Annotated in this window: 21 protein-coding genes and 2 pseudogenes; 10 read left to right on the top strand and 13 right to left on the bottom strand. The window is 39.3% G+C overall.

What is annotated here, in order from left to right; translation table 11 throughout:
• Positions 1-64: 64 nt before the first annotated feature.
• Positions 65-1528, bottom strand: coding sequence for a phospholipase D family protein (locus FTU35_RS06360; RefSeq protein WP_131260775.1), 1464 nt, complete (start codon positions 1526-1528; stop codon positions 65-67).
• 105 nt (positions 1529-1633) lie between these two features.
• The gene (gene znuD / locus FTU35_RS06355) at positions 1634-3763 is read right to left on the bottom strand and encodes a zinc piracy TonB-dependent receptor ZnuD (protein WP_180064606.1); all 2130 of its coding nucleotides are present in this window, start codon (positions 3761-3763) and stop codon (positions 1634-1636) included.
• A 148-nt stretch (positions 3764-3911) separates the two neighbouring features.
• Here znuD and FTU35_RS06350 point away from each other — a divergent pair, with 148 nt between their 5' ends.
• From FTU35_RS06350 to FTU35_RS06335, 4 genes are all read left to right on the top strand, one after another.
• Positions 3912-4661 (top strand): DUF4184 family protein, encoded by a 750-nt coding sequence (locus FTU35_RS06350; RefSeq protein ID WP_179988682.1) that lies wholly within the window; start codon positions 3912-3914, stop codon positions 4659-4661.
• 209 nt (positions 4662-4870) lie between these two features.
• Positions 4871-6655 (top strand): aspartate--tRNA ligase, encoded by a 1785-nt coding sequence (aspS, locus tag FTU35_RS06345; protein WP_004975017.1) that lies wholly within the window; start codon positions 4871-4873, stop codon positions 6653-6655.
• Between the two features lie 297 nt (positions 6656-6952).
• Positions 6953-7822, top strand: coding sequence for a lysophospholipid acyltransferase family protein (locus FTU35_RS06340; protein ID WP_136144003.1), 870 nt, complete (start codon positions 6953-6955; stop codon positions 7820-7822).
• A gap of 123 nt (positions 7823-7945) precedes the next feature.
• Positions 7946-8164 carry a hypothetical protein gene (locus tag FTU35_RS06335; protein WP_179995034.1) on the top strand — a complete coding sequence of 73 codons (219 nt, stop codon included), beginning with the start codon at positions 7946-7948 and terminating at the stop codon, positions 8162-8164.
• Between the two features lie 245 nt (positions 8165-8409).
• On the opposite strand, the gene FTU35_RS06330 is transcribed toward FTU35_RS06335, so the two are convergent.
• On the bottom strand, positions 8410-9408 hold the full coding sequence (locus FTU35_RS06330) for a glycosyltransferase (protein ID WP_180064605.1): 999 nt from the start codon (positions 9406-9408) through the stop codon (positions 8410-8412).
• A 220-nt stretch (positions 9409-9628) separates the two neighbouring features.
• On the opposite strand from FTU35_RS06330, the gene FTU35_RS06325 reads away from it, so the two are divergent.
• Positions 9629-10513: a hypothetical protein gene (locus FTU35_RS06325; RefSeq protein ID WP_180064604.1), complete on the top strand. Its 885-nt coding sequence runs from the start codon at positions 9629-9631 to the stop codon at positions 10511-10513.
• A 15-nt stretch (positions 10514-10528) separates the two neighbouring features.
• Here the strand turns inward: FTU35_RS06325 and FTU35_RS06320 are convergent, their stop codons facing one another.
• From FTU35_RS06320 to FTU35_RS06295, 6 genes and pseudogenes are all read right to left on the bottom strand, one after another.
• A complete protein-coding gene (locus tag FTU35_RS06320) occupies positions 10529-11560 on the bottom strand; it encodes a glycosyltransferase (RefSeq protein ID WP_180064603.1) in 1032 nt (343 codons plus the stop codon).
• A complete protein-coding gene (locus FTU35_RS06315; protein WP_180064602.1) occupies positions 11557-12327 on the bottom strand; it encodes a glycosyltransferase family 2 protein in 771 nt (256 codons plus the stop codon). The genes FTU35_RS06320 and FTU35_RS06315 overlap by 4 nt, the downstream gene beginning before the upstream one ends.
• Positions 12324-13076 (bottom strand): polysaccharide deacetylase family protein, encoded by a 753-nt coding sequence (locus FTU35_RS06310; protein ID WP_180064601.1) that lies wholly within the window; start codon positions 13074-13076, stop codon positions 12324-12326. Before FTU35_RS06310 ends, FTU35_RS06315 begins: the two co-directional genes overlap by 4 nt.
• Positions 13076-14104: a glycosyltransferase gene (locus FTU35_RS06305; RefSeq protein WP_180064600.1), complete on the bottom strand. Its 1029-nt coding sequence runs from the start codon at positions 14102-14104 to the stop codon at positions 13076-13078. Before FTU35_RS06305 ends, FTU35_RS06310 begins: the two co-directional genes overlap by 1 nt.
• 116 nt (positions 14105-14220) lie before the next feature.
• Positions 14221-15111, bottom strand: coding sequence for a mitochondrial fission ELM1 family protein (locus tag FTU35_RS06300; RefSeq protein ID WP_180064599.1), 891 nt, complete (start codon positions 15109-15111; stop codon positions 14221-14223).
• Between the two features lie 422 nt (positions 15112-15533).
• Positions 15534-15890: pseudogene (locus FTU35_RS06295) on the bottom strand (transposase); the annotation flags it as partial.
• Between the two features lie 120 nt (positions 15891-16010).
• Between FTU35_RS06295 and FTU35_RS06290 the strand changes: the two are divergent.
• Positions 16011-16856: pseudogene (locus FTU35_RS06290) on the top strand (IS66 family transposase); the annotation flags it as partial.
• Positions 16857-17003: 147 nt separating this feature from the next.
• Here the strand turns inward: FTU35_RS06290 and ilvC are convergent.
• The 3 genes from ilvC to FTU35_RS06275 form a co-directional block, all read right to left on the bottom strand.
• Positions 17004-18020 carry a ketol-acid reductoisomerase gene (gene ilvC / locus FTU35_RS06285; RefSeq protein ID WP_180050536.1) on the bottom strand — a complete coding sequence of 339 codons (1017 nt, stop codon included), beginning with the start codon at positions 18018-18020 and terminating at the stop codon, positions 17004-17006.
• Positions 18021-18147: 127 nt separating this feature from the next.
• The gene (gene ilvN, locus FTU35_RS06280; RefSeq protein ID WP_004974986.1) at positions 18148-18639 is read right to left on the bottom strand and encodes an acetolactate synthase small subunit; all 492 of its coding nucleotides are present in this window, start codon (positions 18637-18639) and stop codon (positions 18148-18150) included.
• Positions 18636-20363 carry an acetolactate synthase 3 large subunit gene (locus tag FTU35_RS06275; RefSeq protein ID WP_096902629.1) on the bottom strand — a complete coding sequence of 576 codons (1728 nt, stop codon included), beginning with the start codon at positions 20361-20363 and terminating at the stop codon, positions 18636-18638. The genes ilvN and FTU35_RS06275 overlap by 4 nt, the downstream gene beginning before the upstream one ends.
• A gap of 729 nt (positions 20364-21092) precedes the next feature.
• Between FTU35_RS06275 and FTU35_RS06270 the strand changes: the two genes are divergently transcribed.
• The 4 genes from FTU35_RS06270 (at position 21093) to holA (ending at position 25963) form a co-directional block, all read left to right on the top strand.
• A complete protein-coding gene (locus tag FTU35_RS06270) occupies positions 21093-21464 on the top strand; it encodes a DUF4124 domain-containing protein (RefSeq protein WP_372238842.1) in 372 nt (123 codons plus the stop codon).
• A gap of 130 nt (positions 21465-21594) precedes the next feature.
• Positions 21595-24216, top strand: coding sequence for a leucine--tRNA ligase (leuS, locus tag FTU35_RS06265; protein ID WP_180064598.1), 2622 nt, complete (start codon positions 21595-21597; stop codon positions 24214-24216).
• Positions 24217-24412: 196 nt separating this feature from the next.
• A complete protein-coding gene (gene lptE, locus FTU35_RS06260; protein ID WP_180043942.1) occupies positions 24413-24943 on the top strand; it encodes an LPS assembly lipoprotein LptE in 531 nt (176 codons plus the stop codon).
• A 21-nt stretch (positions 24944-24964) separates the two neighbouring features.
• On the top strand, positions 24965-25963 hold the full coding sequence (gene holA, locus FTU35_RS06255; protein WP_180051775.1) for a DNA polymerase III subunit delta: 999 nt from the start codon (positions 24965-24967) through the stop codon (positions 25961-25963).
• 50 nt (positions 25964-26013) lie between these two features.
• On the opposite strand, the gene FTU35_RS06250 is transcribed toward holA, so the two are convergent.
• On the bottom strand, positions 26014-26463 hold the full coding sequence (locus FTU35_RS06250) for a bacteriohemerythrin (RefSeq protein WP_004974971.1): 450 nt from the start codon (positions 26461-26463) through the stop codon (positions 26014-26016).
• Positions 26464-26863: the final 400 nt, after the last annotated feature.

Genomic DNA, 26863 nt, shown 5'->3' with positions numbered 1-26863 from the left:
AAATCCCTCTTTCAACAAGAGGGATTTTTCTAGGAATATTACATCTGACTGAAAAAGTTTAAAGTCAGAATGTCGATAAACCACTCCACTCCATAAAGCGATACAGCGCATATTTCCACTTCGACTCATCGGCATACACCGCATAATCCACACTCATATTTTTACCCTCAAGGTTTGACCATGCGGTATTAAAATAGTGTTGAGCATCCTGAAATACAGGGTCTTGCACCTGTCCGACCACACGCAAGTTGCTTTCTAAATTATAGTTTTTTAAATTACGTGCGGTGAAATTAGCAGAACCTAAAATCAACTCAGCCTGTGTGGCATTCGATTTCATCAGCATTTTATTGTGGCATTGCTCACCTTGGGTATTACACCAACGTACCTTCACCCCTGCAGCATGTAATTCTGCCGCCACCTGTCGGTTTGGAATGCCATTTTTTTCACGTCCAAAAGCATCTTTATTCGGGTCGAGTAATACCCGCACCTGTACGCCACGTTGCTGTGCAGCAATCAGTGCCTTGATGATTTGTCGCTCCGATAAATAGAACATCGCCAAATCCAGATGTTCTTGCGCTTTGGTCTGCCGAATCAGTGTCAAACTGCCCTCTAAAATGGCTTGTTCAGTGATGACTTGCACTTGAGGATAAGACGAATCTGCCTCAAACTCCCCCACAATCACCCCAGACAGATTGCCCTGCGACATACGCGCGACGGCTTGTTCTGTTTGCAACACATCTACTGCGGTATTGCCCGTCACCAATAAAGCGCTGTTAGAATGACGTGAACTGCCATCATGTGGATTAAACGACGTGACCAATGCTTTCCAGCCTTCGGCGGTATCGACCACCATGGTTTTACGATGGTTGGCTTTAAAATTAAGCAAGCTGAAATAACTACGTAAGGTAATTTTATCTTTGCCGAACGGACTTGGCAGCCAACCCTTTTCAGCATTATTTGGAATGCCCTGACAGCAGAGATACCAAAACCCCGACCACAGCGGATTCGATGCGCGCAGCGGGGTTAAATCTGTTTCAATCACATCAATACCTGCCTGACGCAATTGACGATAATGCTCAGGTGCAATACCGCCATATACCGAATTAATGGGATCGGTAATGACTTTGATTTCAATATTTGGCTGCAGCTGACGTTTATGAATTAAAGCATCGGTGAGTTGCTGTGTCAGTGGCTGATGCTGCTGTTTAGATGTTCCCACTTCAGGATTAAACAAGAACATATCCAATACAATGGTGCTTTGTGCTGCATCAACCAGCTCTAAAATTTCATTAAAAATTTGATGCTGTTGTTGCTGAACACCTTGCGCGTCGATATAGGTCTGATCGGCAATAAATTTAATAGGCGCATGACGTAATTTTCCAGTGTAATTCAGCCCTTCGGGTAATGGTTTTAAGCTGTGGTAGGTCGCAGACGCCAAATAACCTAAAGCCAGAAAACTTATAATAAGTCCCACATACGCCCGAGGCGACCAATTCAATTTTTGATGAATTCGCTGAAAGATACGCATAACAAAAAACCTAGTCCGATGCGCTCAGACTAGGTTTAATTGTTTGGATTTTCAAGAGGATTTCTGTGTTTTCACGCAGACATCCTGCTCAAGGCAAATTGAATTTTAGAAGCCAAATTCCACGCCGACTGTAAAGTTACGACCCACTTGTGGAATATTCGACAAGAACGATGTATGTGAATACACTTCATCATCGAGCAAGTTGTTGGCTTTAAAATACACACGGTAATCTTGTTTGTTGGCATAGTTTCCTGCATAAGCCACACCAACATTGACCATATTATAGCCTGCTGTTTCTTGCTCTAAATAAGCAACCTTGTCTTGTTTGAAGACACGATAATATTCCGCCATACCCGACCAACCATCGGCAAAGTTGGCATCCACTTTAGTCCCCAAACGCCCTGCAGGTACACGTGGTGCATTTTGATTGTCAATTTCACCACGCACATAATCACCAAACACACTGAGTTTATAATCAGGGCTAATCTGATACCCTAGCTTAGCTTCTGTACCATAAAACTTGGCTTTGTCTTGTTGATAATCAATTAAACGGAAAGTTTCTATATGGTCGGTGGTTGCACCATAAATATAGTTATCAAACCAGTTATGATAGACATGCAACGAATAATCCAGTTTGTCAGCTTCATAGTGCAAACCAAGTTCTAAATTATTCGATTTTTCCACATCTAAATTTGCATTGCCACGCTCATAAGTGTTTGTTGCAAAGTGGATGCCATTTGCATAAAGCTCTTGTGCCAACGGTAAACGCTGTTGGTGTGAGCCTGTAAAGGATAGTTTATAGTTCGGTGCAAACTGCCAGTTGGCTGCTGCAGAAGCAGATACGCCCGTATCTGAATAATCTTTTTGCTTCGCATCGACATCAATTTTTTGATGTTCAACCCGTGCGCCGAGTTCAACATGCACATCGCCAAATTGTTTATGTTCTAAACCGAATAAACTATATTTTTGAGTTTTGGTATCTGGCATAGGCACGGTTTCATGAGAATGATTGCCGTGTTGTTCAACTTGTCCAGTTAAATCAATTTTTTGCTGACTATACTGTGTACCAAACACACCTTCCCAACCTGCAAGGGGTTTGTGCACCAATTCTAAACGTGCATCATAGCCTTTGCTTTTAAAGTTACTGATGACTTTATTTTCTTCCAGTTCATCATGTTCATAATCGGTAAAACTGGCGTGCGCACGTAGTTTATCAAAACCTGGAAAAGGCTGATCAAGCTCGGTACGTAAATCATAACGGTGTGATTCTAGATCAACCCATGGACCGCCATGCGCATGTTCATCGTCGTCTCCCTCATGAGGAAGACATTTAATCGTATTTCGATTGTCATGATCTGGTCCACAACCATGATATTCATGGCTATGCCCTGGCAATCCATATTTGTCTTGACGGTTACTGTATGACACACCTACAAAACCACGATCATGAATCCATGATCCACCAATATTCACCGTTTGGCCTTCGGCAAAGGTATTGTCTACACGGCGTTCTTTTACCAACTCTTCATGTTCATGTGTATGGGTTGAGCCATCTGGTTCAACATGTACTTCTGTATGATGATGCTCTACCCAATAGTTTGGGGTAATGTAATCATTGGCTTTACGTTTTGAACCTTCAATACGCAGCGCAAATTGATCACTGAGTGCTGCAGTTACCCCCGCACTCACTAGCTTTTCATCGCTACCTGTGTTGTAACGTAAACCTACCTGTCCTTCTAAACCATTATTTGGCATTTGAGTTGGAATTTTTTGATCGGTCACATTAACTAAGCCACCAACCGTTCCTGCACCATAAAGTAATGTTGATGGGCCACGAATAATTTCAACTTGTTTGGCTAAAATCGGGGAGACAGTGATAGCATGGTCTGGTGAAAGCATAGACACATCGGCAGTTTCTGAAGCATGTTGCAGCACTTTAACCCGTGGACCATCTTGTCCACGAATTACTGGGCGGCTAGAGCCTGAACCATATTGATTGGAATATACGCCTAGCTCATCTGCCATCGCATCACCAATGGTGGTACTACGTTCTGCCAAAGTTTTTTGATCAATCACATGATCTGCCACTGCAAAATCTGCCGCAGTTTGCACCAAAGGATGTGCTTGTAACTGAATGGTTTCCAGTTGTGTGCTACTGCTTTCAGTATTGGCGAATGCTGCAGGTGTCAGCACTGAAAAAATGGAAAGTGTTATTAAATTTTTATGGAACGACATGACCCATGCTCAAATTAGTAAAAATAATTGATGTTATAATATAACATTTCATTAACATTGCAATAAAAAACATTGTTCCTCTGTATTCTCAATTAAGCTATTCATCACAATTTATTCTGATTTTTTATATTATTTACTTTGAATTGGTATGCCCTTTACGCTCTCACATGCGGTACTTGCCCCACCACTCGCCAAGCTTTCAGGACAACGTCTGCCTATCGCTGCACTCGCTATAGGTACGATGTTGCCAGATTTACACCGTCTGTTTACTTTGCGTCATGATCCCACTCCACATTTATGGTCAGCATTGCTGTATCCAAATTTATTATTGGGTCTTGTCTTTTGTGCGCTGTGGTATTTACTCTATCGCCCTGCATTGTATCGCTTTGTGGGCGTGCATCACCCTTTAAATCTAAACACGATAAAATCTGTACTTAGGTTTGTATGTGGCTTGATTCTCGCCTTACTGATTGGCAATGCCACCCATTTAATTTGGGATGGTTTAACCCATCACGACTTTCGTAGTTTTGCCTTTCAGGATTTTTTAGCGCAATCGGTACAATTAGGAACAGGGATTTATCCGATGCATCGCGTACTACAAATTGGCAGTTCTATTTTGGCGCTGCCTTTTTTGTTATGGATGAGCCTGTATTATTATCGCAAGCATCGACAGGTCAGTTCTGTAAGCACTAAAATTCGCGTTTATGCCATCGGCCTAATTATCTTGTCGATTGTATGTGGTGGTTTTTCACTTTGGGATTATGCGCGTTATATCCCCGATGCGACTTGGCAAGCCGAACTGTATTATTTTACGGGACGTGCCATCAATGAGTTTAGCCAAGGGGCATTACTCATGTTCAGTTTAGGTTGTCTGTTATTTTTGTTTTTGGATCGGTAAGGGTAGATAAAATAAAGTCAAAGCTCATCACTTTATCCTGAATCTTGCTGCATTATCCTATTTCAGACACATTCCTTGTAAAAACCCACTGTTTTTGCAGCAGGTTCTTGTAGCCACATGCCCAAAGAGGCATAATCCTACCTTTGCTAAAGGCGGTGCGCTGTTTACGTATTCGCTTCCTTAACCCATATAGTTGGATTTTTAACGCTATGATGCGAACTCATTATTGCGGTTCTTTAACCGAAGCTCAAATTGATCAAACTGTTACCCTGTGTGGCTGGGTACACCGTCGTCGTGACCACGGTGGTGTGATCTTCCTAGATATGCGTGACCGTGATGGTCTTGTGCAAGTCGTAATTGACCCAGACACTCCAGAAGCATTTGCAACTGCAGACAAAGCACGTTCAGAATTTGTATTAAAAATTACAGGTCGTGTACGTCGTCGCTATGCAGGCACAGAAAATGCCAATATGGTCAGTGGACAAATTGAAGTTTTAGGCAAGGAAATTGAAGTTCTTGCAGCATCTGAAACGCCTCCGTTCCCATTGAACGACGAAAATACCAACATTTCAGAAGAAATTCGTTTGAAATACCGTTTCTTGGACATCCGTCGTCCAGAAATGTTAGATCGCTTACGTTTCCGTTCTAAAGTGACCAACCTGATTCGTAACTATTTAGACGATCATGGTTTCTTGGATGTTGAAACACCAATTTTGACACGTGCTACACCTGAAGGTGCACGTGACTATTTAGTGCCAAGCCGCGTATCTAACGGTAGCTTCTATGCCCTGCCACAATCTCCACAATTATTTAAACAATTGTTGATGGTGGGTGGTATTGACCGTTATTACCAAATCGCAAAATGTTTCCGTGACGAAGATTTACGTGCTGACCGTCAGCCAGAATTTACTCAAATCGACATTGAAACATCGTTCATGAGTGACGATGATATTATGGATTTGATGGAAGGCATGACCGTGAAGATGTTCGATGAACTTCTAGGCGTGAAATTCGACAAATTCCAACGTATGCCGTATTCAGAAGCGATGCGTGATTATGCGTCTGATAAGCCAGACTTGCGTATCCCACTGAAATTGGTAGACGTTGCTGACTTGATGCAAGACGTTGAGTTCAAAGTATTTGCTGGCCCAGCGAAAGATCCGAAAGGTCGTATTGTTGCCCTTCGCGTTCCTGGCGCGGGTTCATTGCCACGTAGTGCAATTGATGAATACACTAAATTTGTAGGCATCTATGGTGCGAAAGGTTTGGCGTATATTAAAGTTAATGAGCTTGAAAAAGGCATCGAAGGTTTACAATCTCCAATCGTGAAATTTATTGAGCCAATCGTGCTTGATTTATTAAAACGTGTAGGCGCAGAAAATGGCGACATCGTATTCTTTGGTGCAGATAAAGCCAAAGTGGTAAACGATGCAATGGGCGCACTCCGTGTCAAAATCGGTCACGATTTGAACCTTGCAACCTGCGAATGGGCACCGCTTTGGGTCGTTGATTTCCCAATGTTTGAAGAAACTGATGATGGTAAATGGACCTCTGTGCATCACCCATTCACCTTGCCTAAATCAAGCGTTGAAGATGTGAAGAGCAACCCAGGTGAAGCTTTATCTGTCGCGTACGACATGGTGTTGAACGGTACTGAAATTGGTGGCGGCTCACTGCGTATTTATACTTTAGAAATGCAAAAAGCGATTTTTGAAGCTTTAGGCATTGAAGAAGAAGAAGCCGAAGAGAAATTCAGCTTCTTGTTGAATGCGTTGAAATACGGTGCGCCTCCGCACGGTGGTTTGGCATTTGGTTTAGACCGTTTGGTGATGTTGATGACAGGTGCTTCGTCTATTCGTGATGTAATTGCCTTCCCGAAAACCAAGACAGCTGAATGTCCATTGACTCAAGCACCTGCACCAGTTGAGGCGACTCAATTGCGTGATTTGGGTATTCGTTTACGTGAAAAACCAAAAGCAGAATCTCAAGAATAAGTTTTGAACGTTTCAGAAAAACCCTGCAAATTTGCAGGGTTTTTTATTAACTTCAATTTGGATAAATTCCAAGTTGAACAATAAAAATAATAATTACTTTACTTGGCTAATAGCAAAACGATTACACTGCACTATGCTAAACTGCCTAATTATGAATAACATTGAATAATTCAATTTCATACCTCATTTTATTTTGTTTTAAGGCTTCTGATCATTTTTCTTGTGGAACAAGCACGTTCGCGTTCACTGCAAAATTTATGCTTCATTTGTACCTTATATTTTGAGATCGGCTGTCTGATGTACTTAATTTTAAAAATAATATCTGTCTTTCCTTTACGCCTGCTGCAAGCAATTGCAATGATGGCTGCTGGTCTTATTTATTATTTTAATTTATCTATCAAACGCATCACTGCAATTAATATTAAACTGGCTTATCCAAAGCTTTCATCTGCCGAACAAGAACAGCTCATAAAAAAGAGTGTACAAAGTCAATGTCTCAGTTATCTAGAGTTTATTAAATGCTGGGGAATGCCACCAAATTACAGTTTGAATCTGCTAAAAAATGTTTATGGTGAAATGGTTTTAACTGACGCTCTTGCAAATAAAAAAGGAGTTATCGTGGTAGTTCCTCATTTTGGTTGCTGGGAGTTACTCAATGCATGGCTCAGTGTATATACAGCCCCCATGATTATGTATAAGCCTAATAAAAACAGAGGGATAAACCGATATTTGCTAGAAGCCCGAGAAAAATTTAATGCCATTTTAGTACCCACCAATGAAACTGGTATTCGTTCTATTTTTAAACATTTGAAACACGGCGGTTTAACAGTCATTTTACCAGATCATTTACCCAAGCCATCTGGTGGTATATATTCTGCTTTTTTTGGGAAAAAGACTTTATCCATCACACTAGTTTCCAAGCTTGCAGCAAAAACACAGTGCAATATTATTGGTTTAAGCTGTATTCGAAGTCCAAATTTAAGATATTTCAATATTCACTGTCAAAAATTACCAGATGCTATTCTGTCTCAAGATTTACAACACTCTGTAGACTGTCTAAACCTTTCAATGCAAAATATGATTGAACAAGCACCTGAGCAATATATTTGGTCATACAAGCGCTTTAGAAATTGCTTGGGCAATGTCAATATGTACCGTAAAGAGTAGATTTTTTTAAATACGTTTGCTCTTTTTGCACGTATAAAACCAAGATTTAGGTTATTCAATTGAGATCAATTTTCAACAATGGCATAATAGCGCTTCGTTTTGAATTTTGAGTTGAGCGTTACTATGGCTATGCGTCCTGCAGTTCGTAATCGTGGCATTATGCTAATTGTATTTGCTGTCGCTCAATGGTTGTTCATGCGTTATATTCTGGCCAATAACCTGTTTGCCTTAGACACCAATGACCGCATTTTGTACTTTAGCTTAAGTTCTATTGGCGGTGCATTTGTGATTTTTGTTGGGCTGATTTATATGGTGTTGGCGGGGAATTCGGATAAACAATAATAAATATAGACTTTAATAGATCAAAATTAGTTTCTAGTCTAATTTAACAGAGTTTAAAGCTGTTACTTTAGATTTTCGTATTAAAATTTATATAACCCGAATACTAGACTTCTTGTGTTAGTCAAATTTTAAGCAGCCAAAAGCTATATTTTATGAGGTTTTAGCCAATTCAAAAATTACATAAAACTATACTTTCGCAAGAGGTCTACTACTTAAATCAATGACTCCATTATTAGGTTACCTTTTCAATTAGGGTAATAGCTATTAATTAGTTTTTGGTATGCATCTAAATAACTAGAGGCCATTTTTTCAATACTAAAACAGTCCTTAGTCGCTTTTATTTGATCAAATATATAAATAAAATTATCATAATTATTATAAACTTCAGTTATTTTATCTGATAAGAATTGTGGATTATTCTCAAATTTTAATACCTCTGGCAAAATTTGTTCGCTAATCCCTGTGTGAGAGGAAATCACTAGTGGAGCATAATAAATAGCATCAATAGCGACAAGCCCATAAGGTTCAAAACGGGATGGAATAATTTGTAAGTCACAACTATACAACACATCATTAATATGATTACTAAAGCCTTTTAATAAAACTTTGTCTTGCAATTTAAGCCTATTTATCTGCTGTTGCAAATTTTCTTGTTCTTCACCTTGACCAAAAATATGACATTCGAACTCAAAATTAAGTAATGCAAGAGATTCAACTGCAATATCAAAACCTTTCATTTTATCTAAACGACCCACTAGTACAATATAAAACTTGTCAGGGCGAGAAATTTTAGTAGGTGGTTGGTATGTCATACCATTTTTGATAATGATCGACTCTTGCTTCAAAAGCTGTTTGGTATCCTCTAAAATAGCGACACATAAATCCGCAAGATTGTATTTTTTTTTATATTGTAATGTATGTTTTGTAGCAATAATTGGAATTTTTTTTGTCAAAAAAATTTGCGCATATTTCATAATCTCAATTTCTTTTGTATTATGGCAATGAATAATATCTGGAGATATTTTTTCTAATAATTTAGCCGTTTGATACAAAAATAGTGGGTTATAACGATTCTTCTCAAAATCAAATTCAATTAGCTGTACCTCATCATTCAAATAAGGACGAATTTCCTCCTGACTTAAAAGATAAACTTGATGTTCTTTGACCATCTCATTGCACAAATCAACACAGACTTTTTCTGTGCCAGCAAATTGAACCCAATGCAGTGTATGAAGAATCCTCATCTGTCTTCCTAAATTTCCCTATGACTATAGTACTTTCAGAAATCCCTTAAATTTCAATTGTAAAATCTAAACAATGAAATATAAAGATGAAAATAAAGTTATACGGACTAAAAAATACGATACTATTGATGTATAAGCTCATGCTAAGCACCAATATTTTACTGAATAAGTATAATATCTAATGTAGAATTAGATAGATAGTTTTATATATCTAATTTTTATGATGCGAACAATTTTAAAGAAATGGTACAAATTTCAACAAAATCAACAAGCCAAAAAATTTAATTCACATTGGTATATACGTTTTGGTTGGTTAGATGAATCCTTTAACAATCAAGAACAGCTTAAAGATCTTTTTGAAATTCACTCACCTCACAAATTTACCTTTGCCGATTGCTTCTACATCCAATACAATGATCGACACTTTATATTTTTCGAAGAAGTAAATGATGTTCATCCCGTAGGTTTTTTATCAGTCTTGGAGGTTTTTAAAGACGGAGCTTACTCAAAGCCACAAACTATTTTAAAATTGGACTACCACCTATCGTATCCTTGTGTATTTAAGGTAGAAAATGACTGGTATATGATTCCTGAAACCAGTGCTAATAAAACTATTGAACTATGGAAATGTACTGATTTCCCTTTAAAATGGGAAAAACATTTAAACTTATTTGAAAATATTGATGCTGTAGATACCACTCCTCTTTATCATGAAGGGATGTGGTATTTATTGACGTCCACACGTAGAAACTGCAAAAAATTTGGTGACCGTTTAGATATTTTCTTTACTGAAAATATTTTAAATCCTAACTGGCAAGAACACCCACAAAATCCAGTCTGCAAAGGTCATCAGCAACTCAGAATGGCTGGGAAGCCTTTTATTTATAAAAACAAGCTTGTACGTCCTAGTCAAGATTCATTAAAACGTTATGGTGGTAATATTGAATTCAAAGAAATTCTTGAACTTAGCCCAACCTCATATAAAGAGCAACTTTTAGAAGTTGTTTTACCCACATGGAATAATAACGATGATGGTTGCCATACAATAAATGTTGAACATAATTTTGTAGTTTTAGATGCAATACGCTTATCAGTTAAAAAGTAAATAAGACCAAAACAACTATTTTAGCAAATGCTCATAAATATTGAGCGTTTGCTGTGCCATGGCTATAACAGTTAACTCTTGCTTTGCTTTCATAAATAAAGGAGAAAAGTCCGCTTGTGCTTGTACAGTTAAAGCATTTTCTATTGCTTGTTGTAACTCTTTCGCTTGTCCTATATTTGCAAGATATGGCTCTGGCAACCATTCAATAACACCATTTACACGAGTAGATGCCATCGTTTTATTTGCTTGTAAAGCTTCAACCATCACTAATGGAAATCCTTCACGATCCGAGGACAATACAACAACATCAGCGATTTGGATTAAATCACGAGCATCTGTCCTAAAACCTAAAAAAGCAACACGATCTAGCATTTTTTGTGCTGCTGTTTGTTGCTCTAAATCTGAACGTAATGACCCATTACCAACAATAAAAAGATGTGCATCTATATTAGACATTGCGTCAAGCAGTAAACTTATATTTTTTACAGGCTCTAAACGTCCAATACACATTACTATTTTTTTAGAAGAATTTAATAAAGAATATTGAGTATAAATTTCAGATTTTAGTTGTTGTTTTTGCTCGTCAGATAAATTTGGTTGTGTATATACCCCATTATAAACCACATATGCTTTTTCACTAGGAATTTCTTGCGTTAAAGCCTGACTTACTGCAATAACGGCATCTGCAAAAGTATAAATTGATTTGTTCTTTTTCGTACCATGGACTGTTGTTACAAATTTAACAGGTTTTAGCCATGTTCTTATTTTAGAGACCAATTCAGCAGCTTTTCCTGCTTGTGCATGTACAATATCTGGATGAATTTTATTAATAATAGATTTTAGCTGGCAAAGTAAAAATATATTCCAACGACTACGAGAAAAATCTACAGCATGAAAACATACATGCGCATTAAATTTATCCACGTAGCAAGGGTGTGCAATAATATGTACTTCATGTTGCTGAGATAATTCGTTAACCAAGTTAAAAGTGTGTTGTTCTAAACCACCAACACCACCACTTGTTGCCAAAACTTGAACAATCTTCATAGATTATCCTGTTTATTTTTCATTTTATGATGTTGCTCAAATAATTTAGCTTCCTTTAAAAATGCATAAAAAGCATTTACCATGCTGTTTACAAAGCCCCTCCACCCATTTAAGCAGCTACGTCTAATAAAATAAGACTTTACAAAAGTGAGAGGCATGACTAAAACCAACTTTAATAAACTCGGCGCTTTACCTTTTTGGTATTTTTCTTGTGCTTTTAATTCAGAATATTGATTATTTTTTTCAACTTTAACAAAAATACTTGATTCACCATAATGGTAAATATCACCTTCTGCACGAACACTCTGACCATCTACAATCACATTTTCATGCACTTTATTTTCTAAGTCATATCGCCCTTTAGATTTACGAAAAAAACGTACCTTGGCATGCTTTTTTGTATGTTTACTATTGGGAACACCTAAAAACACATCGTTAATTGGTGTAATTAAAGCATCCAATTGATTACTTTGTATCGTTTGCTCAATTTCAGCTTTTAATTCAGAAGATAAAACTTCATCACCATCTAAATTTAAAACCCAATCATTTTTACATTGCGCCAAAGCTAAGCTTTTTTGACCAGCATAGCCCTGCCAATCTTGATGAGAAATCCGCGTATTGGGAAATGATTCTGCAATAGCATAAGTATGATCTGTACTGCCTGAGTCTAAAATAATGACCTCTGAAAAGTCTTTTACACTTTCCAGTGTACTCTCAAGCCATTCAGCACAATTTAATGTTACGATATAAACACTACAAGGAATCATAATTTATATCGTCCTTTGGCTAAAGCAATACGCATTTGCAAAGCATTCATTGCGCCATGTGTACTGACACGTGGAATATTAAATTGATTAGTTTCTGTATAAGCTTCTACTTTTTTACGTGTAGATACAGCATTTTTAAAACCAATTTTTTTTGCCATTTGTTGATGTTTGTCATTAAAACGCCCAAATGGATAAGCAAAGCTTGGACATTTCCCTACTAAAACTTCCACATCTTTTTTTGATGCCTGCATTTCTGCAAATGCTTCCTCATCAGATAATTTCAACAAATTTACATGATGCTGAGTATGTGCACCAAACTCAATTAAGCCAGAAGCTGACATTTCTTGAATTTGTGCTGTATTTAACTTCTCAATACCTTCAATTTGTGTTGCTAAATAAATTGTTGCCTTCGCATTATATTTTTTGAGTAAAGGAAATGCATACTGGTAGTTATCCTGAAAGCCATCATCAAATGATAAGGCAAAAACATTACTCTGCCCCTCATACTGGTCAAGTTCGGAAACGAAACAAAAAATAGCCCGTTTTTTTACCAAATACTGCAACAACTGTTCAAATTTAGCCGGTGGCATATTCATACCCGAAGCTTCTGCATGGGGGGTTACTTGATGCAACATCACGATACGTGGAAATTTTGCACTGCGTAATGGTAACCAAAAGGTATAATTACCCAATAAGTAAAGTATTGCAGCAAAAACAATTAAACCAAGTACCACATAAACAAACCACATTAGATATACACCTCATATGCCCACTCATATGCTTCAGATAACGGCTGATCAAAAGTAACTTCAAGCATAAATTGAGTAATACGTTTAGCATTAAAACTATGACGCGTTTTGCTCCAACCCAATTCTGCAATTTTTCTTGCCTCATCAGGATGATCTGCATAGTACTTAATTTTTTCAGCTAAATCATTTTGGTCGTTAAAATAGACAATTTCTTGTTCACTATACAGTTTTTCAAAATCAGGGATACAAGGGCTAAAAGTCAACAGGCCATTACCCGTTAACTGCACAATACGATCTGAACTGTATAAAGTTACATCGTTTTTACGTGAATAATTTAACCCCATACGCGCTTCTGAAAGCACTTTATAATAACCTTTTCCATACACGCCAGCTTGCTCAAAACAACCATAATATTGGTATTTCAATGAATGTGCTTGGAGAGTATTTGCCAAGTCTTTCAAAAATTTTTCACGTTCTGGTTCTTTATAAACAACACCACAGAATATAAATTCTTTATCAATATTTGTAGATTCAAATTGTTTTAGTATTTCAACATTTGAATGCCCGACGTTAGGAAAATAAGCTACTTTTAAATTTGGCTGTTTCAATTTTTGAAGATATTCTCCACCAGTCGTACAAAAAATAGCATCTAAATATGGAGAAAATTCACGAACAAAACCAAGTTTTTGCTCCAAATACAAAGGATCAACATACCAAAATGCAATTTTTGTCTTTGGGAATTGTTGCTTTATCTCTTTTAACACCGTTGGACTCATTAAATCGCTATGTCCAATCAAAACTAGATCTGGTTCTAAATTAGAAACTATTTTAAGAACTTCTTTATTTGCCCAATTTGCCCCTAATTTTTTTGTTTTAAAAATAGTTCCCATTCTAGCCATATCACGAAAACTAAAGTCATATACAAAATGACCATTTTCAATCAAACCCGCAGAAATCTTACGGTCTGTACAATAAAAATGAGCACCTTGTTTGTTGAATCCAAAATTCGCAATATGTAATATTTTCATAAATCACTCAAGAAACAAATGAATGTTCCATTTATAGATTGGTATATTTTAATCGTTGTTAAAAAAGAATAATAGGATATAAGCTAGTCCATCATAACAATTTAAACAACTACAACTCATTTAACTAGCATCCTATTCGCCACACGCTCTGCTTCTTTAAAAGCAGTCGTAGAATATAATTCAGCAATTTGTCTAGCATTCGATACAAGTTTTTGATCAAGCAAATGCTGTACCGAACGGGTGATACGATCCTCTTTCACTCGATCTATCTGAATAAGCCCTACTTTACAACCTGCGGTGAGTGCCTCGTATATCATAGACACACTATCTTCAGTCACCCATACCGCTTCCGCTTTTTGCATTTCTTCAAAAATCCAGCCCTGCGGCGTTTCTTCAACTGGAAAAATTTGCAATTGTGAAGCAAAACTTTGCTGAGCCAATGTCGCTAAAAAATCAGCAGGTGTACGCCTAGAACTCGTCAAAATAATCTCACACTGCATATTCTGCTGCACAATCAGCTCAATCGCAGACAACACCTTATCTGCATTCCATACATGCCGTTTAGATGAACCACCTAATGCAATCAAAATACGGTTTGGCATGTGTCGCTGCTCATTTTCAATTGGATTCAGCGCACCTTGTGTAACAATCACATTTGCCTGCTCTGGTACACCATCATGTTCAGGAATAACCACATAATTAAACCAAGACAATGGAAAATTTGGCTTCATTAAAATGACAGTTTTCGCTTGCGGAAAAACCTTACCCATCAAAAAAACACAGAATTGCGTATGACTGCCTACCCCAACAATATAATCTGGTGGCTGCGATACTGCAGCATGTTTTTGTTTTTTATATGCGGTCAATAAACTCAACAGTGGTAAATGATCAATTGAAATTTCTTCAAAAGTCAGATCAATATTTGTTTGCTTTTGCATTGCCTTAAAAAGACCCAATGCTTGAGAGCGATGACCTGCCTTACCATCGCTCACATATAAAATATGCATATTCACCCACCAGATCTAAAGCACGAATAGCATCATTTTACTAGATCAAAGCATTTAAAGTAAGCAAAGCTACATATCCTCAATGACTCGAAATATAAACTTCATTGAACTGTCACAGGGCTTGAATCTGCCTTTTCAGATTCAATGAGTAATTGAACCGCTCTTTCTCTAATTTCGGGAGTATAGTTTGGTTTTTCATCGGAATAGTCTCTCAGAATATTGAGTCTCCGACAAACCCGGTACGGTTCAAATTGCCTTAATAGATTGACCTTGTTGATGAAGTATTTGGATTGTCACTGCTTGCTCCAAAGTTAACATGTTGAGCAGTCCAAAAAGACCACTATATTAACCAAGGGGGTCAATTTTCAAATGCTGTTGGGGGGTCATTTTTACATTGCCGCTAACATCGAATAGCAACCTTAAGCACTAGAAAGGGTTTGAGCTAATGGAGCAACAGGAAGTCCAGAAGCAGCATCAACAAGTAAGCTCGTTTGTAATTCATAGCCTGAGTCGTACTGATGTGTCCTTTGGAGTTTTTGAGTTTTATTACGATGTGTCACATATTGGATTTGTGACCAATCATGAATAACTAAAGCATAGCGATGCAGCGATGTCTTAATCTGATCACAAGCAAGCTGTTGAATAGGTTCATTTAATTGTTTAAATGAAATTTTATCATTATTTAAAAACCGCCATACAGCTTGCGTCGTTGCGAAACTATTTTTTTGAGCAGAGGCAATATCTTTGATTGCAGGGGCAAGTGAAGCAAGAGGATTCATATTGAACTGAACAAGGTTGTTGTAACGTTTGACAAGGCGCTGATCTAAGCGAGAGATGTTAAAATTGAAGAGCATGCTCTTCAATTTAACGCAAAACATGGAAATTGTGTAGATACCTATGCCTTAAAAGAGGTGGTGCTGCAACAGCAGGTGCTGCATGCAGATGAAACACCGGTCACCATCATGCGGATGGGGGAGAATGATAAAAAACCGAAGAAAGGTTATGTCTGGGCCTATGCCACTACACAGTACAATCCAGTTCAAGCGGTGATCTATGACTTTCAGGATAGTCGTTCAGGCCAGCATGCTGCAGAGTTCTTGAAAGGCTGGCAGGGTTATCTAGTCTGTGATGATTACAGTGGTTATAAAGCACGTTTTAAATCAGGTCAGGTCATTGAGGTGGGCTGCATGGCCCATGCACGTCGTAAATTCCATGAACTGCATGTAACTGGGAAAAGTCAGGTCGCTGAACAGGCATTAGTGCTGATTCAGAAACTGTATGCGATAGAAGCAGAGCTCAGGAAAAAGACCGATGGTACAGCGGAAGACCGCCGCGAATACCGACAACAGCATAGTCAACCAGTGATGCAACAACTATATGAATGGCTCAACCAACATCATCTGACAGTGCCATCGAGTTCTCCCACCGCCAAGGCCATCAATTACACTCTGAAGCGTTGGCCAGCTTTAAGCCGCTATTTGGATGATGGCAATCTACCGATTTGCAATAATTGGGTAGAGAATCAAATGCGACCTTGGGCCTTAGGGCGCAAGAACTGGCTGTTTGCAGGTTCGCTGCGCAGCGGCCAGCGAGCGGCAAACATCATGACGTTAATCCAGTCAGCAAAGCTGAATGGCTTGGATCCGTATGCCTATTTAAGTGATGTGCTGAAAAGGCTGCCGACGCATAAAGCGACCCAAATAGAAGAATTACTACCACATCGCTGGAAATCCAACTCAAATTAAAAAATAGGCATGGGGTTCAGCGGACGCTTACAGCGCAAGGAGTGAAAACACAGTTCTGAGCGAAGCGCAAGGCACGTAACATCCTTTACTTCACTCATAAAAAAACCCTTATATACAATAAGGGTTTTTTAAAGATTAAACTAAAACTTAGTTTTTCTCTTTGTCTACGATTTTGTTTGCTTGGATCCAAGGCATCATCGCACGTAACTTGTTACCCGTTACTTCAATACCGTGAGCCGCGTTTTGACGACGACGAGCAGTCATTGATGGGTAGTTCAACGCACCTTCTTGGATGAACATTTTCGCATATTCACCAGATTGAATACGTTTAAGTGCATTGCGCATTGCTTCACGTGATTGTTCGTTAATCACTTCAGTACCAGTTACATACTCGCCATATTCAGCGTTGTTAGATACTGAATAGTTCATGTCAGCGATACCGCCTTCGAACATCAAGTCAACGATCAATTTAAGCTCGTGTAAGCATTCGAAGTAAGCCATTTCTGGTGCATAACCAGCTTCAACAAGAGTTTCGAAGCCCATTTTAACCAATTCAACAGCACCACCACAAAGAACTGCTTGCTCACCAAATAAGTCAGTTTCAGTTTCTTCACGGAAAGAAGTTTCGATGATACCTGTACGACCACCACCTACACCTGAAGCGTAAGAAAGTGCAACGTTACGTGCATTACCAGAAGCATCTTGATGAATCGCGATAAGATCAGGAACACCTGAACCACGTTGGAATTCAGAACGTACAGTGTGACCAGGTGCTTTAGGTGCAACCATGATTACATCTAAGTCTGCACGTGGAACAACTTGGTTATAAAGAACAGAGAAGCCGTGAGCAAATGCTAAAGTTGCGCCTTGCTTGATGTTTGGCTCAATCACGTCACGATAAAGTTGTGATTGGAACTCATCTGGAGTCAAGATCATAACAACGTCAGCTTGAGCTACAGCAGCAGGAACTTCAGCAACTTTAAGACCCGAATTCTCAGCTTTTTTCCAAGAAGTAGAACCAGCACGTAAACCTACAGTTACGTCTACACCAGAATCTTTAAGGTTAAGCGCGTGCGCGTGACCTTGTGAACCGTAACCAATGATCGCTACTTTCTTAGATTGAATGATAGATAAGTCGCAGTCTTTATCGTAAAAAATTTGCATTGCTGTCTCCGCTAAAATGCTTAGGATTCCTATCTTACTCAAGTACTTGTCTATTCAGTACTTCAGTAAGCTCTCCATCCTTTGAGATGGAATGAATTCGATGAGTAAAATTAACTATGAAATTTAGTTAAATGGTTAAAACTTTTTCGCCGCGTGCGATACCAGACACACCTGAACGCACAACTTCTAAAATGGTGTTTTCAGCAATCGCGTCAATAAAACCGTCAAGTTTTTCAGTTGTACCCGCAAGCTGCACCGTATAAGTCGTTGGTGTGACATCCACAATTTGACCACGGAAGATGTCTGCAGTACGTTTGATTTCAGCACGTGCAGCACCCGATGCTTTGACTTTAATCAGCATCAATTCGCGTTCAATATGCGGGCCTTCTGACAGGTCGACCACTTTAACCACTTCAACCAATTTATTCAGTTGTTTGGTGATTTGCTCAATTTTATGATCATCACCATAAGTTGTAAGCGTTAAACGTGAAAGTGTTGGGTCTTCGGTTGGTGCAACGTTTAAAGTCTCAATGTTATAACCACGTTGAGAGAATAAACCCACTAAACGAGAAAGCGCACCTGATTCGTTTTCAACGAGAACGGAAATAATGTGTCTCATTCTGTGCGCTCCCCTTTACCTAACCACATATCTTTCATGGATTGACCCGCAATTTGCATCGGATAAACGTGCTCTGTACGGTCAACCATTACGTTAATGAATACGCATTTGTCATTAATCGCCATCGCTTCTGCAAGCTTAGACTCAAGCTCATCGGCATGGTTAATTTGAATACCAACGTGACCATAAGCTTCCATCAATTTAGGGAAGTCAGGCAATGAGTCAACATAAGAACTTGAGTGACGACCTTCATAGTTCATATCTTGCCATTGTTTAACCATACCTAAAGCTTGGTTATTCAAGCATAAGATCTTAACGTTTAAACCATATTGCTTACAGGTAGAAAGCTCTTGGATACACATCTGAATAGATGCTTCACCCGTGATACATACAACCTGTTGATCTGGATAAGCCAGTTTAGCCGCCATTGCATACGGTAAACCTACGCCCATAGTTCCCAAACCACCAGAGTTCAACCATTGACGTGGACGCTTGTACTTATAGTAGTTCGCACCAAACATTTGGTGCTGACCTACGTCAGAAGTAATGATCGCATCACCATTGGTCACTTTGTCTAAAGCTTCAACTACTTGTTGCGGCTTCATCGTGCCATCAGTTGGTTTGTCATATTTCAAACCATGAACTTTACGCCACTCATTAATCTGATTCCACCATGCAGCAATCGCTTCAGGGTTTGGCTTAGACACATTTAATTGCTTCAATTGAACCAACATTTCCTGAAGTACAGGTTCAACCGCACCTACAATTGGAATGTGCGCCATGATAGTTTTTGAAATGGTCGCAGGGTCAATGTCAATATGAATGACTTTGGCATTTGGACAGAATTTTGCAGGGTTATTGGTTACACGGTCATCAAAACGCGCACCAATACACAAAATCACATCGGCATTGTGCATGGTCATGTTGGCTTCATAAGTACCATGCATGCCCAACATACCAATAAATTGTGGATCATTACCTGGGAACGCGCCCAAGCCCATCAATGTATTGGTTACAGGGAAGCCCAAGATGTGTGCAAGTTCAGTCAATTGCTCAGAAGCATTGCCTTGTACAACACCACCGCCTGAATAAATCACAGGACGTTTGGCATTTAATAGCTCATCAATTGCTTTGCGAATTTGACCTGAGTGACCACGATGCGGCGGTTGATACGAACGCATCTTCACTTTTTCTGGGTATTCGTAAGCAAATTTTTCTGCTGGGTTGGTTGCATCCTTAGGAATATCAACCACCACAGGACCAGGACGACCTGAAGATGCAATATAGAATGCCTTCTTAATCACTGAAGGAATTTCGCTTGCATGACGCACTTGGAAACTGTGTTTTACAATCGGACGTGAAATACCCACCATATCGGTTTCTTGGAAGGCATCTTCACCAATCAAGTGTGTTGCAACCTGACCAGACAAAATCACCATTGGGATTGAGTCCATATACGCAGTTGCAATTGGAGTTACCGTGTTGGTTGCACCTGGACCTGAAGTCACCAGTACCACACCTGTTTTACCTGTTACGCGCGAGTAGGCATCTGCCATATGACCAGCAGCTTGCTCATGGCGCACAAGGTAATGATTAATTTTGTCTTGTTGAAAGAACGCATCGTAAATATGAAGTACTGCGCCGCCTGGGTATCCAAAAACATGTTCAACGCCTTCGTCCGCCAATGCGCGAACGAGCATTTCACCACCAGATAAAAGTTCCAACGTGATTCACCCTAGTCTTGTCACTGCAAAATGGGAGACACCTGCAGTGTTTTGTTCATTAATTCCTGCACTGTTATAGCACACATATTTCATAGTTTTCATGGCAATAGGAAAAATTTCTGATCTGATTACCGTATAAGCAATATGAGATCTAAAATGTGTTGGGGTAAACACATTTTATAAGCTTTGTTCAGCTTCTCGGCTAGAGAAGTTGCCCATTGCATGACATGACACTTATTCGAAGGGTGATCGATCTAAGGCACATAAAACTAAAGTGTGCATTTTTGTAGTTTACCCGACTAAAGTCAAGTTTAAAAATCGGCTTTTTCTGCTTTATTTATAAACTGGGCATTTTTTACGCTTTTGTCATCCATCACAATTTAATCCAAAGTCCAATATTTCCATATAAAACAAATAACTTTCAGATATTTGCTGAATTTTTTATAATTTTTTCATATCACATACATAAAAATAAAGAATGAATTAAAAAATATATAAATCGCTTGGTTATGATTCACCAACGCATTTCAGCTTATTTTAACTTGCAAATAGACAAGTCAATGCTCCAATTTTAAATAGGCGATATTGCAGATAAAAATCATCGAAAAATTGTCAATAAATCCTAGCTTCATGGGGAATTATTGCTAAAATTTAGCCAACATGATTTTTTGTAATTGGTTTTCTGCCATTTACCCTTTTTGCTCAGGACTTCCAAACATGAAAACGCCAATGATCCGCTTGAGTTGTCTTTCTGCAAGCTTGATTTTAATTTTTGCCACTAGCTCAGTTTCTGCAAAACAATATTACAAGTGGGTCGATGCAAATGGTTCAACCCATTACACCACGACACCGCCGCCAAAAACAGCCAAGAAAAAAGGTAAAGTCGATACCTACGGCTGGAAAAATTCAGCACCTACTGTTGCCATTCCTGCAAATTCTACTGCGAACCCTGAGCCTACTGCTGCAAATGCAACAAACCAACAAGCGACACCAACCACAAATCATCCTGCAGGAAATCCAGCTATGGATCAGCAACAACGTGAAGCCAATGCAGCTTTAAATCAGGCACAACAAGAACGTGCCAACCCACAAGTTTTTTAAGTTTTAAGCCATAAAGTACGACTCGCTTAAATTTTCCTGCACAATCCAACGCGCAAAATTCAATTTAGCTGCATTTTGCGCTATGCTGTGTGACACACTTTTTTTAACCGTTTATTCCTGATTTAACCTTATGACTACTCACATTGACCCTGAATATCAAGCCAGTGCGATTGAACCCCAAGTCCAAAGCGACTGGGAATCTCGTAAAGCCTTTAAAGTTGCCGACACAGTCGAAGGTCCACATCGTTATATCCTCTCGATGTTCCCTTACCCAAGCGGCAAACTGCACATGGGTCACGTGCGTAACTACACCATTGGTGATGTAATTAGCCGTTTTCACCGTTTAAAAGGTGAAACAGTCTTGCAACCTATGGGTTGGGATGCTTTTGGTTTACCTGCTGAAAACGCAGCGATTGCGCATCAGGTTGCCCCAGCTAAATGGACTTTTGAAAATATCGCCTACATGCGCGACCAATTGAAAAAACTAGGTTTGGCAGTAGATTGGGATCGTGAATTTGCCACTTGCACCCCAGAGTATTACCACTGGGAACAATGGTTATTCGTGCAACTGTATAAAAAAGGGTTAATTTATCGCAAACTCTCGACAGTCAACTGGGATCCTGTCGATCAAACAGTTTTGGCCAATGAACAGGTCGAAAATGGTCGTGGTTGGCGTTCAGGTGCATTGGTAGAAAAACGCGATATTCCAATGTACTACTTCCGCATTACCGATTATGCCCAAGAATTATTAGACGATTTAGAAACTTTAAAAGATGGCTGGCCACAGCAAGTCTTGACCATGCAACGCAACTGGATTGGGCGTTCGCAAGGGATGGAAATCACATTCCCATCGGCAAATCCTGAAATTTATGCAGATGGTCTGACTGTATTTACAACGCGTGCTGACACGTTAATGGGTGCAACTTATGTGGCTGTTGCTGCAGAACATCCAATGGCGTTAAAAGCAGCAGAAAACAATGCACAATTAAAAGCCTTTATTGAAGAATGCCGCATGGGTTCTGTGGCAGAAGCTGACCTTGCCACTGCCGAGAAAAAAGGCATGGCGACTGGCTTATTTGTGAAGCATCCAGTAACAGGTAAAGAATTACCTGTGTGGATTGCCAACTATGTGTTGATGTCTTACGGTTCTGGCGCGGTGATGGCTGTACCTTCACACGATGAGCGTGATTTTGAGTTTGCCAATAAATTCCAATTGCCAATTATTCAGGTGATTGATGCCAAAGGTGCAGACGATGCGGACTTTGACACAACCCAATGGCAAGAATGGTACGGTTCTAAAGAAGGTAAACTGGTCAATTCAGGCGAATTTGATGGTTTAGATTTCCAAGCGGCTTTTGATGCACTTTTAGCGAAATTAGAGCCACAAGGCTTAGCCAATGTAAAAGTACAATTCCGTTTACGTGACTGGGGTGTTTCACGCCAACGTTACTGGGGCTGCCCAATTCCGATGATCAACTGTGAAAAATGTGGACAAGTTCCAGTTCCAGAAGATCAGCTTCCTGTCATTTTACCTACCGATGTTGTGCCAGATGGCTCAGGCAACCCGTTAAATAAAATGCCTGAATTCTATCAAACTACTTGCCCATGCTGTGGTGGCGAAGCACGTCGTGAAACCGATACCTTAGATACTTTTGTAGAATCATCTTGGTATTATGCACGTTATGCATCTCCAGATTTTACAGGTGGTATGGTCAAACCAGAAGCTGCGCAAACTTGGTTACCAGTTAATCAATATATTGGTGGTGTAGAACACGCCATCTTGCACTTATTGTACGCGCGTTTCTTCCACAAACTTATGCGTGATGAAGGCGTGGTACAAGGCAATGAGCCATTTACCAACTTACTGACTCAAGGCATGGTCTTGGCTGACACCTTCTACCGCGAAGCAGAAAGCGGCAAGAAAACTTGGTTTAACCCTGCCGATATCGAGCTTGAAAAAGACGAAAAAGGTCGTGTTCTTTCTGCAAAATACATGGGCGATGGTCAAGCTGTGATTGTTGGCGGTCAGGAAAAAATGTCGAAATCGAAAAATAACGGTATCGACCCGCAAGCCATTATTGACCAATACGGCGCAGATACTGCACGTGTATTTATGATGTTCGCTGCACCACCTGATCAGTCTTTAGAATGGTCAGATGCAGGTGTTGAAGGTGCGAACCGCTTCTTAAAACGTGTTTGGCGTTTGGCGGCAGGTTTCCTTGAAAAAGGCAGCAATGCAACTGCAATAGACAGCAGCAAACTTGCTACAGCAGCACAAGACTTACGTCGCAAAACCCATGAAACCATTCAAAAAGTGGGCGATGATATTGAGCGTCGTCATGCGTTCAACACTGCAATTGCAGCATTGATGGAACTCTTGAATGCTTGCAACAAGTTTGAAGCGCAGAACGAACAAGACCTTGCGGTTGAACGTGAAGCAATTGTGACTTTATTGACCTTGCTTGCGCCATTTGCACCACACTTGAGCCAAACCTTATTGGTAGAGTTCGGAATTGAATTAACCTCTACCCTATTCCCTGTGGTCGATGAGTCTGCATTAACCCGCAATACTCAAACGATTGTGGTGCAGGTAAATGGTAAATTACGCGGCAAGCTTGATGTAGCGGTAGATACATCTAAAGAAGACATTCTTGCACTTGCCAAAGCGTTACCAGAAGTACAACCATTCTTGACTGGGCCAACCAAGAAAGAAATTGTGGTACCGAATAAGCTAGTGAATTTGGTGGTTTAAGTGCTTTTAAACCTCCCTTTTTTAAAGGGAGGTTTGGAGGGATTTTATAAAACAATCCCCCTAAACCCTCCTACAAAAAAGGAATTAAAACAATTTCCAAACAAAGCCCGTTGTCAGTCAACGAGCTTTGCACCTACAATCAAGATATTCTCAACTTCCGCTTTTAAACTTTCAAGAATATTACAGAGGACAGCACATGCACTTTAGCCAACGTCTAGCAGTCATTGTTTTAACTTGTGGACTCAGTGCTAGCTTAGTCGGCTGCGGTTTTCATCTTAAAGGCACCAATCCAAGCATTGCACCTGTGGCTTATTCAAAAATGAGTCTGGCTTTACCGAGCAATGCTGAAGAATTAGAAGAAAAACTTTCCATTCACATGGGTACAGCGGGCGTACAACTCAGCAATGACCCTAATGCCTATGTACTGCGTGTACTTGACTATACGCCACGTCGCTTGGAATTGAATGGCAAACTGGTAGAAACCTTATTGCGTTTGAGTGTGACTTTCCGTATTGAAGATGCGCAAGGCAACCCGATCACCGAACCTCGTACCGTCATGGCAACGCGCAGTTATCAATACGATGTCGCAACTGTGAATACCGATGATCAGGAACAAAAATTCTTAAAAGAAGTCATTATTGATGATGTAGCACAGCAAATTGTGCGTCAAATTTCATCTAATCGTTTACCTTTGGTCAACCCACCTGTGTATTCAAACCCTAAATAAGTTTTCGAGTGCGAATTTTTTATGAAACTTGACTATCTACAAGCCCTCAAACGTGTCGATGAAGCACGTGGCGTATGGATTTTGCATGGTCAAGAACCCTTACTCGAACAAAACTTGCTGGATGCTTTTCGTGCCAGTTGGCAAAAACAGGATATTGAACGTCAGCGTTATGATTTAAATAGCGTTAGCGATTGGAAAAATGTATTCAATGCCTTAAACAGTCTGTCACTGTTTTCGAGTCAATTGGCGGTTGAAGTACACGGCAATATCAAGCCTGATGCCAGCACACTAAAACAACTGAAAAGTTATATTCAACACAATGAACAAAACTTGCTGTTGGTGGTAATGCCGAAACAAGACAACAATAGTCTGAAATCCAGTTTTTTTCAGTTGATTGATGCCAATGGGGTCAATGTTGCACTCACGGCGAATTATCCTAAAGATCGGCAGCAGATTTTAGGTTTGGAGGCAGAAAAGCTTGGCATCCAATTGGGACATGATGCGTGGCAATGGTTGGAACAACATCATGAACACAACCTTTTGGCTGCCAAAAATAGCTTAATGCGGGTCAGTGACACCTTTCCTGAAATTCAGCAGATTCAGATTGAACATTTACATGCCTGTTTACAAGATCAATCCCGTTATAGCACTTATGATTTAAATGATGCTTTACTGACGGGAAATCTAGCGCAAGCTATGAAAATTTTTCAATACCTCATGGCTTCGGGTGAAGCCATGAGTTTAATTTTGTGGAGCATCAGCAAAGAAATGCGCTTACTGATGCAATTATTTGAACAACCACAAAATGCTTTGCAACTGGGTATTTGGAAAAACAAAGTCAGTGTTTATCAGCAAGCTTTGCGACGTTTAAATCCAAATAGTTTCTTGCAATGGCCCGCCCTATTATTGCGTATTGATGCCGCCATCAAAGGGATGTCCAAGGAAAACCCTGAACATTTGGTGCTACAAGCCATTACAGAACTCTGTGGTAAAACGCTGTTTGCTTCTCACTCGGCTTAATTAAGCAGACTTCATCAAATAATTTTTAAAATCATCTGCTTTTCAGAGGATTAGCTAAAGAAACGTGCAAACCAACTTTTACCTTTTTTCTGTTCCTGCGAACGCAAATAATGCAGCATATTGTCGCGTACCGCATCGACATAATCCTGATCATCATGCTGAATATGGTTAATCAACCATTTAGACAACAAACGATACAAATCATGTTCTACCGATTCGCCATTGGCAAAACGCTGACGGCAATCATTCAAACGCTTCACAAAGAGTTCGTGAATACCACGATGTGATGGTAAGTATTGATAATTGACCTGTGACAACAAGTTTTCTTCAAAGCTAAAATGCGATTGCGTATAGTCAATCAAGTCATCCAAGACTTCTTTGATTTGCTCCCGCGCACCTGTCGCCCGAATTTTTTCCAGCGCATTAATATAGTCCAGAATTTGTCGATGTTGATTGTCAATCACATCAATTCCGATATTAAATTTCTCACTCCACTCCATGATTTACCCCTCAGATTTTTTGCTTAAAGTCATGTTTTATTGCATCGTCCCGATGCCGTATTATCCTAATGATTAAATCCATAATTATTTTATGGAATTTAATACTAGCTGCTTTTAATTCTTAAATCCATATAGAAAATAAGGTTTTTTAAGCAACTTAGACCATAGTTGTATTTTTCAGCATTTATCATAAAAATTCATAAAATTATCATAGAGATGAAACAAACTACCCCACCTCGTTAACAGATGCTATTTTCACTTTTTTTATGGATGTAATACCGTACTCAGACTGTATTAAATCTAGCTCAAACCACTAATAAATAATTCTCATTTGCAGTTTCTTCAAAAAATTCACGATTTATCCTTATTTCACTTCTATAATCCTTTTAATTTCTTTTTC

This window comes from Acinetobacter sp. YH12095 (assembly GCF_013419245.1).
Taxonomy (GTDB): domain Bacteria; phylum Pseudomonadota; class Gammaproteobacteria; order Pseudomonadales; family Moraxellaceae; genus Acinetobacter; species Acinetobacter towneri.
The sequence above is the reverse complement of the archived record's forward strand: the minus strand, read 5'-3'. Positions and strand labels throughout refer to the sequence as shown.